General features: G+C 42.0%; 16 protein-coding genes. 9 read left to right on the top strand and 7 right to left on the bottom strand.

The features are described 5' to 3' along the window. The first annotated feature begins 37 nt into the window (after positions 1–37). Positions 38–670, top strand: coding sequence for a DUF4386 domain-containing protein (locus BFP97_RS04065; RefSeq protein WP_069841188.1), 633 nt, complete (start codon positions 38–40; stop codon positions 668–670). A gap of 126 nt (positions 671–796) precedes the next feature. On the opposite strand, the gene BFP97_RS04060 is transcribed toward BFP97_RS04065, so the two are convergent. The 4 genes from BFP97_RS04060 to lpxB all read right to left on the bottom strand — a co-directional run bounded on the left by BFP97_RS04060 (position 797) and on the right by lpxB (position 5,941). Next, on the bottom strand, positions 797–2,461 hold the full coding sequence (locus BFP97_RS04060; RefSeq protein ID WP_069841187.1) for an FAD-dependent oxidoreductase: 1,665 nt from the start codon (positions 2,459–2,461) through the stop codon (positions 797–799). A 5-nt stretch (positions 2,462–2,466) separates the two neighbouring features. After that, positions 2,467–3,867: an ATP-binding protein gene (locus BFP97_RS04055; protein WP_069841186.1), complete on the bottom strand. Its 1,401-nt coding sequence runs from the start codon at positions 3,865–3,867 to the stop codon at positions 2,467–2,469. Positions 3,868–4,355: 488 nt separating this feature from the next. Then, on the bottom strand, positions 4,356–4,808 hold the full coding sequence (gene tnpA / locus BFP97_RS04050) for an IS200/IS605 family transposase (protein ID WP_069841185.1): 453 nt from the start codon (positions 4,806–4,808) through the stop codon (positions 4,356–4,358). Between the two features lie 5 nt (positions 4,809–4,813). Beyond that, a complete protein-coding gene (lpxB, locus tag BFP97_RS04045) occupies positions 4,814–5,941 on the bottom strand; it encodes a lipid-A-disaccharide synthase (protein WP_069841184.1) in 1,128 nt (375 codons plus the stop codon). A gap of 117 nt (positions 5,942–6,058) precedes the next feature. On the opposite strand from lpxB, the gene BFP97_RS04040 reads away from it, so the two are divergent. From BFP97_RS04040 to BFP97_RS04025, 4 genes are all read left to right on the top strand, one after another. Next, a complete protein-coding gene (locus tag BFP97_RS04040; RefSeq protein ID WP_069841183.1) occupies positions 6,059–7,045 on the top strand; it encodes a Gfo/Idh/MocA family protein in 987 nt (328 codons plus the stop codon). Positions 7,046–7,163: 118 nt separating this feature from the next. Continuing rightward, on the top strand, positions 7,164–7,988 hold the full coding sequence (locus tag BFP97_RS04035; protein ID WP_069841182.1) for a prohibitin family protein: 825 nt from the start codon (positions 7,164–7,166) through the stop codon (positions 7,986–7,988). Positions 7,989–8,088: 100 nt separating this feature from the next. Further along, entirely contained in the window at positions 8,089–9,375 is a 1,287-nt protein-coding gene (locus BFP97_RS04030) for a citrate synthase (protein WP_069841181.1), read from the top strand. Between the two features lie 102 nt (positions 9,376–9,477). Continuing rightward, entirely contained in the window at positions 9,478–9,888 is a 411-nt protein-coding gene (locus BFP97_RS04025) for a nuclear transport factor 2 family protein (RefSeq protein WP_069841180.1), read from the top strand. Between the two features lie 44 nt (positions 9,889–9,932). On the opposite strand, the gene BFP97_RS04020 is transcribed toward BFP97_RS04025, so the two are convergent. Next, positions 9,933–10,427, bottom strand: coding sequence for a hypothetical protein (locus tag BFP97_RS04020; protein WP_069841179.1), 495 nt, complete (start codon positions 10,425–10,427; stop codon positions 9,933–9,935). A gap of 180 nt (positions 10,428–10,607) precedes the next feature. Between BFP97_RS04020 and BFP97_RS04015 the strand changes: the two genes are divergently transcribed. Further along, positions 10,608–11,552: an AraC family transcriptional regulator gene (locus tag BFP97_RS04015; protein WP_069841178.1), complete on the top strand. Its 945-nt coding sequence runs from the start codon at positions 10,608–10,610 to the stop codon at positions 11,550–11,552. 55 nt (positions 11,553–11,607) lie between these two features. Next, positions 11,608–12,273 carry a hypothetical protein gene (locus BFP97_RS04010; RefSeq protein WP_069841177.1) on the top strand — a complete coding sequence of 222 codons (666 nt, stop codon included), beginning with the start codon at positions 11,608–11,610 and terminating at the stop codon, positions 12,271–12,273. A gap of 352 nt (positions 12,274–12,625) precedes the next feature. Here the strand turns inward: BFP97_RS04010 and BFP97_RS04005 are convergent, their stop codons facing one another. Further along, entirely contained in the window at positions 12,626–13,705 is a 1,080-nt protein-coding gene (locus BFP97_RS04005; RefSeq protein ID WP_069841176.1) for an o-succinylbenzoate synthase, read from the bottom strand. Next, on the bottom strand, positions 13,702–14,289 hold the full coding sequence (locus tag BFP97_RS04000) for a riboflavin synthase (RefSeq protein ID WP_069841175.1): 588 nt from the start codon (positions 14,287–14,289) through the stop codon (positions 13,702–13,704). Before BFP97_RS04000 ends, BFP97_RS04005 begins: the two co-directional genes overlap by 4 nt. 191 nt (positions 14,290–14,480) lie before the next feature. Between BFP97_RS04000 and BFP97_RS03995 the strand changes: the two genes are divergently transcribed. Together BFP97_RS03995 and tpx are read left to right on the top strand one after the other, a co-directional pair. Next, positions 14,481–14,876, top strand: coding sequence for a DUF4345 domain-containing protein (locus BFP97_RS03995; protein WP_069841174.1), 396 nt, complete (start codon positions 14,481–14,483; stop codon positions 14,874–14,876). Between the two features lie 72 nt (positions 14,877–14,948). Then, complete coding sequence (tpx, locus tag BFP97_RS03990) at positions 14,949–15,446, top strand: thiol peroxidase (RefSeq protein ID WP_069841173.1); 498 nt, start codon at positions 14,949–14,951, stop codon at positions 15,444–15,446. Positions 15,447–15,524 lie beyond the last annotated feature (78 nt).

Below are 15,524 nucleotides of genomic sequence, written 5' to 3'. Positions count from 1 at the left end.
GCTTAGATTATGTTTAACAGTAGTCAACGGAATTCATATGAAGCATTACATTTCCAATACATCACCAAGAAAGGCCGCGATTACCGTGGGAGTTGCATTTATCACCTCAGTAGTTCTGGTAACGATAATTGATGATTTCCTGCTAGCCAATTTTGTTATTCCCGGTGACACATCAACTTTAGAAAAAGATATTGAGGCTGATAGACAGTCATTCATTTTGGCTGTTATTGGGTATTTCTTTGTGCTCATACTTGATTCGGTTATTGGACTTGCGCTTTACATAGTCCTCAAACCGGCCAGCCGGAAGCTTGCCTGGTATACCGCAGAACTTAGGTTGCTCTATGCATTCACTTTAATGTTCGGATTGTTTGCCTTGGTATTTCAAATTATTGATGTTCCTGACTATGCCTCATTAAAACTATTTGGGTATATATTTTTCGCCTTGCACCTCCTTGTATTGGGTTATTCAGTCTTCAAATCAGGTTATATACCAAAAAGCCTGGGCATATTATTGATGTTCACATCATTCACCTATATCGTTTTCTTTATAGATAGCAGCGGTCTAACTGAAATCCTTTCCCTTGCCATTATGCTTCTTATGCTTATTGCAGAACTTTCGCTAAGTATCTGGCTACTCTGGAAAAGAAATGGATTGCCTCAAAGAACTTAAACTACTCCTCCCTATCAGTGTCTCTCGAAGAGGGATCTGATCATTAAGGGAATCAAGTTCCCTCGGTTAAACTCGGGAGAAAAAGGGTTGCGCACGGTGACATATAGTTGGCTTACCAACTCGAAATCACATCTCCGCTAAATACTCATGTACAAACTTAATGGCCATAGCGCCTTCACCTACGGCTGAAGCTACACGGTTCATTGCTCCTGCTCTTACATCTCCAGCGGCAAGTATGCCTGGGGTACTAGTTTCTAATAAATAAGGCTCTCGCTCCTTTTTCCAAATTTTCTTATGGTCAGCTTCTTTGAGCAAGTCACGCCCTGTGATCACAAAGCCTCTATCATTCTTGATTACATCATCTCCCGTCCAATCGGTATAAGGCTTAGCGCCAATAAAGATGAGTAAAGCCCCAGCAGGTTTCTTGACTACTTCATTAGTATCTAGATTTCTCAATTCAACACATTCCAGGTTACCATCGCCTACCGCACCATCGATCACGGTTTTTGGCACCAATTGGATATTATCAGTACCATCAATCTGATCGATCAAATACTGACTCATACTAGACGATAAATCTGGCTTACGGATCACAATATGGACATCACAAGCAAATTTCGCCATATACATGGCAGCTTGCCCTGCGGAGTTGCCTCCACCTACGATATACACATTCTTTCCTCTACAGGCATTGGCTTCAGTGGTAGCCGCACCATAATAGATACCCTTTCCGGTAAAGTCATCGATTCCGCGAGATTCTAAGTGTCTGTATTGCACGCCTGTTGTGATAATCACTGCTTTGGCGTTGATCTTCTCACCACTCTCCAATTGAACAATCTTGTAATTATCCTTAGTCTCAATGCCTGTCACAGATTGTGGTGAGAGAAACTCTATACCAAATCGTTTGGCCTGTGTGATGGCCCTATGGGTAAGATCGGCACCGGAAAGCCCTTTCGGGAATCCTAAGTAATTCTCTATTCGAGAACTTGTTCCTGCCTGTCCACCTGGCGCATGCTTCTCGATCAATAATGTCTTGAGCCCCTCTGAGCCACCATATACCGCAGCAGCCATTCCCGCAGGACCAGCTCCAATAATCACGACATCGTACATTTCCTCCGTAGCCTTGGTTTGAAGACCAATTTTGTCTCCCAATGCCGTCATAGACGGATTTTTCAAATGGCTACCATCCTCAAAAAAGACAGCTGGGAGTTCTGAATACTCAATTTCGGCCAACTTCAATAATTCCTGACCTGCCTCTTCTGTCTCGACATCGAGCCACTGATAAGGCATTAGGTTTCTGGAAAGGAAATCCTTGATATCATGCGACTTTGGTGAATACTGATAACCCACTAATCTAATTCCTCTGAAAACGGGAATGTGATTGATTTGCCACTCATCAAGCAGATCATTTAATGTTGGATAAAGTTTCTCTTCAGGCGGATCCCAGGGTTTGTTCAAATAGTAATCAAGCTGCACATCATTGATCGCTTTAACGGCTGCCTCAATATCTGAGTAAGCGGTCAAAAGAACTCTTTTGGCTGTAGGATAAAGCTCTTTGGCCTTTTCAAGAAACTCAACACCCGTCATCTCTGGCATGCGCTGATCTGAAAGGAATAAAGCCACGTCTTCCCCTTTTTGTTTCAATTCCTTCAGTGCTTCCAGTGCCTCCTGAGCGGAGGTAGTGCTCATAATACGATAGTCTTGCCTATACTCTTTTCTGACGTCCCTTCTAATGGCAGCGAGTACTTGTTCGTCATCGTCAACAGTAAATATGATTGGTAATTTAGCCATGTGTATTATTGCGCATTAATGGGGAAACAAAATTCAAAAGTAGTTTTTCCTGGTTTGGAATCGAGTTTTATATGGCCGTGATGCCTGTCAACAATGTTTTTAACCACCTCGAGGCCCAAACCTGTTCCTTTACCAACGTCCTTGGTGGTAAAAAAGGGTTCGAATATTCGACTTTGAATATCTTCTGGAATCCCGGGGCCCGAATCGGTAATATGAACCATCACGTTAACGGCATTTTTTGTAGTCGATAATTCGAGTGTACCACCCTCTTCCATAGCATCCAGTGCATTGTCAATGACATTGGTCCAAACCTGATTAAGCTCTCCCGAGACCGCCTTAATCTTCGGTAAATCGGGATCTAGGTTCTCTACTAGGTTGACCTTACTCTTTTTCAACTTATGGTTGAGGATTGTTATCGTGCTGTGAAGGCCTTCGTGTACATTGGTCGGTTCAAATTCCGTGGAACGATCCATATGAGAATAGCTCTTTACTGAGTTGACCAGCTTAGAAATTCGGTTTGAAGCTTCTTTGATCTCTCCAACCATCTTTTCGGTAGTCAGGACATTTTCGACCCACGTGAGTACAGAAGGAAAGGTTTCCGCACCCAGCATATCCATCATAGTATCAAGTTCGGTATCACAAAAACCATATTCGGCCAAAGTCTCGCTTAGCATATAGCAATCGCCAAAGCCATTATCATCTAGCCAATCGGTGAGTTCATCTTCTCGATTGGTGCGCTCCATCAGCGATTCATCTTTGTTGATACCACCCTTTATTTTTCCAAAGAGTAATTCATTCACCTGATCCACCTGTTCGTTGGTCACCTTCATAGAGATCACCTTTTTGAACTTATCGGGAACATGCTGCAAATGCTCTTGCAGTGATTCGGAACTTCTGACGATGGCTGCCGCTGGGTTATTCAACTCATGGGCCAGGCCTGCGGAAAGCTTACCAAGGGCCATCAATTTTTCGCTTTGTTGTTGAGATTTGGTACTGCTCCTCACTCTGTCCGTCATCATGTGTACCAAAACCTCCGTGAAGCTTTGGCACTCACAAATCATATCGTGGAAGTAAGACTTGTTTAAGGTAAATACCTTGGAATCCAAGACTGCAGCTCCGTTGGCCGAAGAGGACTGTGCTCTGCTATAGGGCAATGCCCCTGAGATGTCGCCAGCATTAATGCGACCCACTTCCATATACTGGCCGTTACGCTCCATCATGAAGTTGGTGGCACCTTCCAGCATGATAAACAATCGATCAATGCTGTCGCCTCGATTGAAGAAGGTCTCGCCTGTTTTAAATTCTTGTAACTCCCCTCTTTCAACCACCCACTCGATTTCGGTACGTGGTACTTCTGTCAAAGATGGGAATTGGGAAATCTTATCGACTATGGTTTGCTTATCCATGATTGTGAAACTATCAATTTTCCAGATTAGTTTCCTTTGTCTTTGGTGTCTTAATCTAACCTACAAAAACGATGGCAATAGAGAGCAGATTCTGTAATAATAAATGACCAGATCCACGATCTTCTTATCAATGCTAGAAATAGATGGGTTCAAGAAGTGCTTTTAAATGAGCATGGTCAGAAATCCCGAAGGGATTACACATTGATAATCAGGGACGACCGATAAAGTTCGACCCTGATGGGGTCGTAATGCTAATATCAGCAGGGATTATATATATCGCACCCCTTCAGGGTACTTCGAGAACATATTAATTTCCGAAAGCTCCGAAGGGCTCCTACTTTCTTGCCAAAGTTTTTTTAAATCCCGAAGGGATTAGATATCGATAATTGGTAAATCTATATTTTATTCGCCCCCTAAGGGGTCGTACCTTCTTACCGAAGATATTATAAACATTGTACCCCTTCTGGGTAACAAGCTTCTACAACTCGTCAATCGAATAAGTACTTGTCCTCATGATCGATTTCAAATTTGGTCATGAAGTTTTTGTACTCTTCTTTAAAGGAAAGTTTCGCATGATGTTCTTTCTGGTTCTGTATGTAGGCTATCACATTTGAGATGGCCGATTGGCTATATGAAAAAGCACCATAACCCTCTTGCCACTCGAATTTCATCTTAGAGAGTCGATTCTCATTGATAAAGGCATTGGAAGACTTTTTAATTTCTCTTACCAAATCAGACAAGCGACAGGACGGAGACAAACCTACTAGCATATGGACATGATCTTCGACACCATTAATGGCTAAAAGCTTATGCCCCTTATTTGTCACTATGCCGGTGATGTATTTAAACAATTCACTTTCCCATTCAGGAGAAATCAATCTTCTCCTACCCTTGACTGCAAATACAACTTGAATATAAATTTGTGAGAAGGTACCTGGCATTATGATTAATTATTCTTCTTCAAATCATCGATCATCATTTGAGCCACTCGTTCGGAAGCACCTGTACCTCCTAGTTTTGTTTCTAATTCAGCGTAGTCAGCAAGAATTCTTTCTCTGGTCTCTGGCTTGAGTATCTCTTGAAGAGTCTTCGTCATTCGCTTCTCATTCAGGTCTGCCTCAATCAATTCGGGAACTGCTCTTCTATCCAGTATCAGATTGACCATGCAGATATGATTGATACTGATGATCCCTTTGAGCAAATAATAGGTCACAAAGCCAGGTTTATAACAAACCACCTGCGGTACTTTGAATAAAGCAGTTTCCAAAGTCGCGGTGCCCGAAGTAACCAATGCAGCCTCAGAATTATTTAGAATATCATAAGTCTTTCCGAAAAGTACCTTGACGCTACTTTTGGTATACTGATCATATAGGGATGTATCAATGGTTTCAGAACCCGCAATCACAAACTGGTAGTCAGGAAAGTTTTTGACCACCTTGAGCATCTTAGGCAGCTTGGTTTTGATCTCCCGCTTTCTGCTTCCAGGAAGTAGCGCAATGATCGGCTTATCATCTAGACCATTGTCTAATAGAAACTGATCCCGTTCGACTAGCTCGGGCTTTCGCTTCTCCATGGAATCGAGAATCGGGTGCCCTACATAATCCACTTTGTATCCGTAGGATTCATAAAAATCCGGTTCAAAAGGAAGTATGGCAAAGCGTCTATCGGTCCATCCCTGAATGGTATGAACCCTTTTCCTTTTCCAGGCCCAAGCCTGAGGAAGTATATAATAGAAGATGCGAGTCGACAGTTTCGAATTCTTGACAAACTTGGCGATCCGCAAGTTGAAACCTGAATTGTCTATCAAAATGAGCACATCAGGCTGAAAAGCCATAATATCCTCTTCACAGAACCTGAAGTTTTGCTTGATGGTCTTCAAATGCCTGACAACGGCAAACACTCCCATAAATGAAGTCTCACGAATGTGTTTTGCAAGTTCCTGTGCCTCCTCCGCCATTCTATCACCACCCCAAACCCTAAAATAGGCTTCAGAATCTCGCAGTTTTAACTGCTTCATCATGTTGGCGGCATGCATATCGCCAGAGGCCTCACCTGCTATGATATAATACTTCATTTATCGGTTTCTGATTCGAAGTTCTTAGTTCCTCGTTAATAATCAAACTTGAAGGTTCAAACTTAGAACATAGAACGATTAATCGTTACTTTTGCCCTCAGCAAAACCTCATCATTTATGCTTAAAATAGGCGTTCTCGGAGCAGGCCATCTTGGCAAAATTCATATCAAGTGCATCAAAGATATTCCAGAATATGAACTGGTTGGGTTTTACGATCCGATTGCTGAAAATGCCAGTGCTGTTTCTGAAGAGTTTGGCATCAAGAGTTTCGACACTATTGACGCGCTATTAGAGGTGGTCGATTTAGTGGATATTGTTACCCCGACACTATCCCACTTTGATTGTGCCAGTCAGGCCTTAAAAGCTGGTAAGCATGTTTTTGTTGAGAAACCTGTCACCAATACGATTGAGGAAGCCGAAGAATTAATTCGTTTATCTACGGAGCAAGGTTTAAAGATGCAGGTAGGTCATGTCGAAAGGTTCAACCCTGCCTTTGTAGCTGCTCAAGATTACCTCAAGCAGCCGATGTTTATTGAAACACATCGACTTGCACAATTCAACCCTCGCGGCTTAGATGTACCCGTGGTACTAGACTTAATGATTCACGATATCGATGTGATTCTCAAGGCTGTTGGTTCTGAAGTCGAAAAGATTTCTGCGAGTGGGGTTAACGTGGTTGCTGATACGCCAGACATAGCTAATGCCAGACTCGAGTTTGCCAATGGCTGTGTTGCCAACCTGACCACAAGCCGTATAGCAGTGAAAAACATGCGCAAATCACGTTTCTTCCAAAAGGATGCTTACGTAGCCGTAGACTTCCTGGAAAAGAAATCTGAAATCGTGCGCATGCAGGAAGCCACAGGTGATGAAGGACCATTCTCAATGGTATTGGATTTGGGAGAAGGAAAGGGCAAAAAAGAGATCATTTTCGAAAACCCGAAGGTGCATCCAACCAATGCCATCCGCGAAGAACTTTTCACCTTCCATGAAGCAATTGTCAAAGACACTGAACCAATTGTTACCATTGAAGATGGCTATAAAGCATTGAAAGTAGCGCACGAGATACTAGACGAAATTCAAAAAAAACTGATGAAAATCGGTTAATGTCCTCCCCTTGGGGAGGTGTCTAAAAGACGGAGGGGGCCCTTTTAGGCTAACTATTTATACCCTCATTAACCCCACTCCTTTTAGGAGTCAAATTTGAAACTAAAACCCTATTAATATGGACAATAGAAAATTATTACCCATCGTAGTGATTACGGTAATTGCGCTGATCGTTGTGATCGGCTTGTCATCGAGTATCTTTTATACGATTCAATCTAACGAACGTGCAGTAATCTTTAAGAAGTTTTCCGGTGGACTAGACAAAGAGGACATCAAGCAACCTGGTTTCCACTTGAAAGCACCTTGGAATGATCTTTATGTCTATGATGTATCAGAAAATCAAGCTGAAGAAACAATGGACGTGCTAGAGAAAAACGGTCTTTCGATCCAAGTTGATATTTCAGTTCGTTTCCACCCTATGTATGACAAGATCGGTGAAATTCACGAAACATTTACGAGAGATTATGTAAACAGATTAGTCATCCCCGAAGTAAGATCTACAGTGAGACAGGTAATGGGACGATTTACCGCTGAGGAAATCTATTCCACAAAACGCTCTGAAGTAGAACAAGCCATCATCTCCGAGACAGGAGAAGTACTAGGTAACGAAAACAACAACATCCAGATGAAGGCACTTTTAATCAGGTCAATCAACTTACCTGAGAAAATCAAGACGGCTATTGAGAACAAGCTTCAACAAGAGCAAGAAGCGCTAGCTTATAGATTTCGCTTAGATAGAGAAAAGAGTGAGGCGGAAAGAAAGCGTATTGCCGCAGAAGGAGAGTCTAATGCCAACAAAATCATTAACAACAGTTTAACTCCTGCACTACTTAAAATGAGAGGTATTGAGGCTACTTTGAAACTGGCGGAATCCACAAATTCAAAGGTCGTAGTGATCGGTCAGGGTAAAGACGGATTGCCTCTAATTTTGGGCAATAATTAAAAAGAATTGACACATCGGGAACAAGTGTTTTATTTCCGTGTTTAATAGTATAAATTCGCTCGCTGAAAAGGAGCACAATTACGTAAACACTATTTAGATAATGTCGAACACTGCAGAAATCAAAGTTGGCGGACAGGCATACGAACTTCCAGTTGTCACAGGCTCAGAACAAGAGCAGGCAATTGATATTTCTAAGCTAAGAGGCCAAAGCGGTATCATCACCATCGATCCGGGTTTTAAAAATACCGGTTCAACTACAAGTGCTATCACCTTCCTAGACGGTGAAAAAGGTATATTGAGGTATAGAGGCTATTCGATTGAAGACCTGGCTGAGAAGTCAAACTTCCTTGAAGTCTCTTATTTATTGATCTACGGTCATTTGCCTTCGAATGAAGAGTACAATGATTTTGTGGAAAGTATTACCAAGCATACTTTGGTACATGAAGATATCAAGAAGATATTAGAAGGCTTCCCTTCTACTGCCCATCCAATGGGCGTGCTTTCTTCTTTGGTTTGTGCGCAGACAGCATTCTATCCTGAGTCACTTGATCCCAATAGATCAGCAGACGAGGTTGACATGAGTATCATTCGCTTGATCGCTAAAATGCCAACTTTTGCAGCTTGGTCTTACAAAAACCAAATTGGACAGCCTGTTAACTACCCTGACAACAAGCAAAACTATGCTTCAAACTTCTTGAAGATGATGTTTGCTAACCCCGCAGAGCAGTACGAGGTTGACCCAGTAGTGGCTAATGCGCTTGACAAGTTGTTAATTTTGCATGCTGATCATGAGCAAAACTGCTCTACAGCAACAGTAAGAGTTGTAGGCTCATCTCATGCAAGTATGTACGCCTCTATTTCTGCTGGAATCAACGCACTTTGGGGGCCACTTCACGGTGGAGCCAACCAAGCTGTGATTGAGATGTTAGAAAACATCAAGAAGGACGGTGGAGATACTAAAAAGTGGATGGCTAAGGCCAAAGACAAGGATGATCCTTTCCGTTTGATGGGCTTTGGACACAGGGTTTATAAAAACTTTGATCCTAGGGCGAAAATCATCAAGAAAGCTGCTGACGATGTATTGTCTAAACTAGGCGTTAAAGATCCAGTATTGGATATTGCGAAAGGTTTGGAGGAAGAAGCATTGAACGATCCGTACTTCGTAGATAGAAAGCTTTATCCTAATGTCGATTTCTATTCAGGAATCATTTATAGAGCACTAGGAATTCCTACTGATATGTTCACCGTGATGTTTGCCATGGGTAGACTTCCAGGGTGGATCGCTCAGTGGAAAGAAATGAGAGAAAACAAGGAACCTATCGGACGCCCAAGACAAGTTTATACTGGTGCGAACGAAAGACCTTATGTCAGCATGTCTGACAGATAAATATTTGCTTAACCGCAATTGAAGGGTGCCTGGTGCACCCTTTTTTTATGCCCTAACGAATTATTTGAAGCCGCAAACTGTTGCACTACAAACGATAGAAAAATGGAACAGAAATTCCCTCTACCTCCTTTCACCCAAGAAACTGCCAAACAAAAAATTCAAGCTGCAGAAGATGGCTGGAACTCGAAAGACCCGATAAAAGTATCAATGGCCTATACCGAAGACACGGAATGGCGAAATAGAGATCAGTTTGTCAACGGTAGAAAAGAAGTGCAAGAGTTCCTTGCCGACAAGTGGAACAAAGAACTCGATTACAAGCTAAAGAAGTCTTATTGGGCGCACACGGATAACCGAATAGCCGTTCGTTTCGAATATGAATACCACAATGCCGAGGGCCAATGGTTCAGAGCCTATGGTAATGAAAACTGGGAGTTTGACGAGAATGGTTTAATGGCCAAGCGATACGCAAGTATCAACGACTTAGCCATCAATGAATCTGATAGAAGGCTATAACCCTGAGAAGAACTTTCCTCAGGGTTCTTTTGGCTGAGTTTGAGCTATTTTACACTCACTAACCAGTGCCAATGCTCTTCTCCTTTTTCTACTTTGGTAGCAGCTTTGGCAATACCTTCAGCCAAACCTATGCCTGCACCTAATTTCAAAGCAGATTTTGTGTTTTTTGCAAAGAAACCACTGGCAATAGCTGCTGTAGAAGCCGCTTTCTTAATCTCTTCTCGTCTCTGAGCTTCAGTCTGATCCAGTTCCTGGAAACCCACGATCATTCGAAGCGGAATTTTGTGACCTGAAAGCGTATTCTCAATTCCCGTTACTTTTACGATGTCGCCTTTTATCTCTTTAATTCTTACCTCTAGGCTTTTTACGTGCTTCCCTTTCTTATTGAGAAAGTGAAGCTCCACATAATCACCTATACTAAACTCTCGAGTCTCAGTGGAATCATCAGGGTTTGTCATTACAAGCGTAGTAGATACTTGGGCCTGTAAGGCTACAGAAAAACCTACTATTAGAAATAAAGCTATGATTGATCTTTTCATGTGTCTGTGTTTGATTTTACAAATGAGCATTACTATGTAATTACTTAATTTAGGCAATTATGAGATACGTTTCTAAGATTTAGCAAGTCGATTAATCTCAGTTATTACATTAATTAAGAGATATATCAGGACAAAATTCATTTGTATTCGTATGATTAGTCAATAGCTTAATATCTAAGAATGCGATTAACTGAGTTTCCGGATATTCAATGGCTACGAAAACAGGCCAATAACAACTTCCAAAACGGAAGGGATGTCAATAACCAGCCAATTACTCAACAAGGTTGGCCAAGTGTAGTGCTCAATACTACTTCTTTTGGTGCCGAACGAAACGGCATCAAAGGACCTTTTAGCATTTTCTTAAATCTCTCTGGTAAAAGCTTGGTAAAAGTTGGTGGTAAAACGGTAGAACTTACCAACGACAACCTATGCATGGTGAATAGCGGAGAGTTCTACGATCTCATCATTCCCGAAGGATCTGGCACGGATACCTTCAATGTTCACTTTGGTGAGCGACTATTCAATGAAGTACTCTCCTATTCCAACAGGTCAACTGATCAACTCCTTGATGACCCCATGAGGTCTTGTGAGGCGAATTGTACGTCCAAAATTCACTCTACCTGGAAAAGTGGTCTAATTCATGAAAAAGTGCTTGCCTTAAGTCAATTCTATCAAGTTCACAATGGAGAAAAAGATTTAGAATATGAGCTAATGGCCGATTTGCTTTCGACTGTTCTTCGGGACAAGGAATATGAGCATTCTTATGATGATGCCCTAGGCGCAACAAAGAACTCCACCAAACAGGAGTTATCCACCCGAGTTGGAATGTCAGTTGACTATATGCATGCTCATTTCAGGGAAACGGTCACTCTTGATGAATTATCTGCCATCGCCTGCATGTCTAAGTATCATTACCTCCGCACCTTTAAATCCATCTACAGGTGTACACCGCAGCAAATGATTGCGGAATTGAGGCTAAAAAAGGCTAGCCAACTCCTTATAGAAAACGATCAACCCATAAGTGAGATAGCGCCTTCTTTAGGCTTCAGCGAACTCGCTGCATTCACCCGTTTTTTCACAAAACGAATGGGGCTATCTCCCAAAGCCTTTCGATTGAGTAATTAGCAATTTGGGTTAAATTTATAACCTATCCACCGCATACATTTGAATAAAAAAAGAGATGGTACAATTCGGTTTCTATGCACTTACGGTTGCAATGCTCTCATTCGTATTCTATTTGCTCAAGTATGCGGCTAACCCACAAAAACTTAGAACAAATGCTGTAATTCTTCTGATCACCTGGGTCAGCTATGTAGTGATTATGAGCTTTACAGGAATTTTGGATAGTCTCTCCATGCCTCCAAGAGCACCCATATTCATCATCATCCCAGCCTTCATCATTGTCTTCATTACTACCTCAAGAAAGGGTTTCCGAAGTGTTCTACATAACACACCCAAGCATGTGGCCGTTTTGATTCAGTCTTTCCGGATCATTGTTGAAACCCTGATTTATGGTGCATTTGTCGAGGGATTCTTCCCACAGCGGGTCACGTTCGAAGGGCTTAACTACGATATTTTAATGGGAATCTTGGCCCTTCCTGTTGGGTTTCTGATTTATAAAGGTTTAATCAAAAGGCAAATCATTCTGGCATATAACATCCTTGGGCTAGTTGTGCTATCCTTGACAGGTTATGCCTTTATTTCCTCCTTCTATTTCTCAGACTTTATAGGTGTTGGTGGTGAGATTGCCCTAGTTCAAGTTCCCTTCATACTCCTACCTGGTGTATTGCTGCCTTTTGCCATCTTTTACCATGTGGTTTCGATAAGGCAGTGCCTGAGGTCATGAAAGTGGGTTTCTCTAAAGGTCATCGATCCCTTCGCTATAGTTTGAGTCAATAAGAGGAACTGTTGTCGTAATTAGTATCTCTTTTTATCCTGAGCATGGCGAAGGAACTTTCGTCATACGGTAGGCCCTTCGTAAACTCAGGGAAAGAAAGAACTGGGAAGGTTTTGATTCACCCTCCTGCCACTCTGTGTTCCTAATAATCGAGACCAGTTTCTACCCTTAACCGATGCAAATCCCTAAACAACTAGCCCGTCCCTCTTCGTATCCTGAGCTCAGCGAAGGAACTATCACAATACATAAGACTCTTCGTAAACTCAGGGATGAAAGAATTAGACTAGAATAAAAGTGAAGGCTACTCAACAATATCCCAAGCCTTAGGTGAGTTATACAACAACTCACCCCTTCGAATCTCAAGTGGAGATTCAATATTATTGTGATAGAGTTGCCCGGTACCCAAACCTTGGGGTAAGTTTGGTTTGTATTGCGAAGCGAACTGCGCAATGGCATTCAAGCCTACATTAGACTCCAGCATAGAGGTCATCCACCAGCCGATACCCTTATCCTCAGCTATCTTGATCCACTCTCGACAGGATTGGATGCCACCGACCAATGAGGGTTTGAGTATGATGTACTGTGGTTTTATAGTGTTCAGGAGTTCTTCTTTTGTTTTATAGTCGTGTACTCCGATCAACTCTTCATCCAAGGCGATCGGTAAGAGCCCTGAAGCACAAAGCCGCGTCATTAAACCATGTTGACCCCGCTTAACCGGTTGTTCAATGCTATGGATATCGAGAGCTGCCAATTGCATAAGCTTGCCCTCAACATCCTCTTCCGTAAACGCTCCATTCGCGTCAACACGTAGGGTAATGTCACTGGCTGAATATCGCTCTCGAATGTTCTCAAGCAATGCTATCTCCTGCTCAAAGTTGATGGCCCCTACTTTCATTTTGATGGTATTGAATCCGGCCTTGAGCTTCTCTTCAATCTGTTGATGCATAAAAGCCTCATCACCCATCCAGATCAGGCCATTGATCGGCATGCGATACTTACCTTCAAAGAAGTCGGTATGAAATAGTTTTCTGATTCCACCATTTACTAAATCGATTAAGGCGGTTTCTAAACCAAAACGGATAGAGGGTAAATTTGAAGGGATTTCTCGGGAAACTAGCGCCTGAATATCTTCAGTAGTCTCAGGAATTTCAACCTTCTCAATCGACTTTAAGATTTTTATTAAAAATTCCTGATAATCAATACTATAATCCTCACTTAACCCTTTCAATGGACTGGCTTCTCCAAGGCCGAAAACCTGATCATTTCCTACTATGAAGGCCTTGATAAACCAAGTCTCCTTTTCAGTAAAAGAACCACGGGAAGTTCCGGCCTCGAACCGAAACTTTAAAAGATGAGGAATTACCTCGAAGCGGACTTTCATGATTGTCCTAGCAGTCTCTTAACGTACTTACCAATGATATCAAACTCCAGGTTAACCTTGTCTCCAACCTTTAATTGATGGAAGTTGGTATACTCATAGGTGTAAGGAATGATGGCAATTCTGAATTTACCTTCCTCAGAATTAAAGCAGGTTAAACTTGTTCCATTTACACAAACCGATCCCTTCTCTACCGTTACATTTCCCTGAGAAATATCATATTCAAAGTCAAAAAGCCAGCTGCCATCCTGTTCTTGAATATTGGTGACTGTACCAATTTGATCCACATGCCCTTGAACCACATGCCCGTCAAATCGACCATTAGCGACCATACAACGCTCTAAATTCACAATTGAACCCGTTTCCCAATCTCCTAGATTGGTCTTTTGTAGCGTTTCGTCAATGGCAGTCACGCGGTGCACATTATCCATTACCTTCACAACAGTAAGACAGGTGCCATTATGCGCAATGCTCTGGTCTACCTTCAACTCCTTACTCACTTCACTCTTGATATCGTAGTGATAATTGGTACCCTCTTTCTCTATTGCGACCACCTCGCCTATCGTCTCTATAATTCCTGTGAACATGTTTGAATCTTTGAATGCGAATATACTCAGAAGTGGGGAGTTGATATGTAGAAATTAAGGACTGTATTGCAAGCTGCAAGCCACAAGGTTCTAGCTTCTAGCTTCTAGCTTCTAGCTTCTAGCTTCTAGCTTCTAGCTATAAGAAAAGATAATCAAGGCAATTGTTTAAATTCAAGCACTGATCCTAAAGTGTGAACAAAAACAAATTCTCCATTCTCAAAAACCTACATCTACTGGTCTCATTGACCATTGTAGTTCCGTTTGCCTTTATTTACGGACTCTCTCCAGCCGATACCCTTCCTGAGTATTTCGATTTTAATGTAGAAACCACAGATCTCAAGAATGTGTTTCGAGCCATTATGGGTTTATACCTTGGTATTTCATTTGTCTGGATATTAGGCATTATTAAACCGAACTTATGGAAGACAGCGACCATACTTCATGTAGTCTTTATGCTTGGATTGGCTTTGGGCCGTGCATTGAGTATGCTAATGGATGGCATTCCATCTCAAGCTTTCGTGACGGGCTTCATACTCGAACTTGTCTTAGGTTACTATGGGCTCTTGCAACTGAAAAGAATCAAGTGACAGCTAAACTTCTGCGACCGAAATTGAGTTACTTAGTCATTCAATAGAAATCAATTAAAACTAAAACGTCAGATGGCAAATATTACACTTGGAGGTACTCCTACTCACACGAACGGAGAACTACCTAACACGGGAACCGCAGCAAACAACTTTGAACTATCAGCTGTAGATTTATCAACGAAAACGCTCAGTGACTACAGCGGAAAGAGCATTGTGCTCAATATTTTCCCTAGCGTGGACACAGGTGTATGTGCCACTTCGATACGTACCTTCAACAAAACAGCGGCTGATTTAGACAACACTGTCGTGCTTTGTATTTCAAGAGACCTTCCTTTTGCTCAGGGTAGATTCTGTGGCGCAGAAGGTATTGAAAATGTAGAAATGCTATCAGACTTTAAAACCGGGCAATTCGGTAAGGATTATGGCTTAGAGATTATGGATGGCGCCTTTGCCGGCTTACACTCAAGATGCATCGTTGTGATTAACCCTGAAGGCAATGTAGTCTATACGGAGCAAGTGCCGGAGATTGGTCAGGAGCCGAATTACGAGGCTGCATTAGCGAGCTTATAGAAGAAGTTATCATTTAGAATTAAAGAGCCAATGGATGAAATCTGTTGGCTCTTTTTTAATAAAAGCCTCACAAATCTC

This window comes from Roseivirga sp. 4D4 (assembly GCF_001747095.1).
Lineage (GTDB): Bacteria > Bacteroidota > Bacteroidia > Cytophagales > Cyclobacteriaceae > Roseivirga.
This window is presented reverse-complemented; position numbering and strand designations above follow the sequence as displayed.

Excerpts from the sequence above, each read along its gene's own strand:
- BFP97_RS04025 (WP_069841180.1), top strand. The coding sequence starts at position 9,478 with ATGGAACAGAAATTCCCTCTACCTCCTTTCACCCAAGAAACTGCCAAA.
- BFP97_RS04055 (WP_069841186.1), bottom strand. The coding sequence starts at position 3,867 with ATGGATAAGCAAACCATAGTCGATAAGATTTCCCAATTCCCATCTTTG.
- BFP97_RS04040 (WP_069841183.1), top strand. The coding sequence starts at position 6,059 with ATGCTTAAAATAGGCGTTCTCGGAGCAGGCCATCTTGGCAAAATTCAT.
- lpxB (WP_069841184.1), bottom strand. The coding sequence starts at position 5,941 with ATGAAGTATTATATCATAGCAGGTGAGGCCTCTGGCGATATGCATGCC.
- tpx (WP_069841173.1), top strand. The coding sequence starts at position 14,949 with ATGGCAAATATTACACTTGGAGGTACTCCTACTCACACGAACGGAGAA.
- BFP97_RS04060 (WP_069841187.1), bottom strand. The coding sequence starts at position 2,461 with ATGGCTAAATTACCAATCATATTTACTGTTGACGATGACGAACAAGTA.
- BFP97_RS04000 (WP_069841175.1), bottom strand. The coding sequence starts at position 14,289 with ATGTTCACAGGAATTATAGAGACGATAGGCGAGGTGGTCGCAATAGAG.
- tnpA (WP_069841185.1), bottom strand. The coding sequence starts at position 4,808 with ATGCCAGGTACCTTCTCACAAATTTATATTCAAGTTGTATTTGCAGTC.
- BFP97_RS04005 (WP_069841176.1), bottom strand. The coding sequence starts at position 13,705 with ATGAAAGTCCGCTTCGAGGTAATTCCTCATCTTTTAAAGTTTCGGTTC.
- BFP97_RS04020 (WP_069841179.1), bottom strand. The coding sequence starts at position 10,427 with ATGAAAAGATCAATCATAGCTTTATTTCTAATAGTAGGTTTTTCTGTA.
- BFP97_RS04010 (WP_069841177.1), top strand. The coding sequence starts at position 11,608 with ATGGTACAATTCGGTTTCTATGCACTTACGGTTGCAATGCTCTCATTC.
- BFP97_RS04035 (WP_069841182.1), top strand. The coding sequence starts at position 7,164 with ATGGACAATAGAAAATTATTACCCATCGTAGTGATTACGGTAATTGCG.
- BFP97_RS04030 (WP_069841181.1), top strand. The coding sequence starts at position 8,089 with ATGTCGAACACTGCAGAAATCAAAGTTGGCGGACAGGCATACGAACTT.
- BFP97_RS04015 (WP_069841178.1), top strand. The coding sequence starts at position 10,608 with ATGCGATTAACTGAGTTTCCGGATATTCAATGGCTACGAAAACAGGCC.
- BFP97_RS04065 (WP_069841188.1), top strand. The coding sequence starts at position 38 with ATGAAGCATTACATTTCCAATACATCACCAAGAAAGGCCGCGATTACC.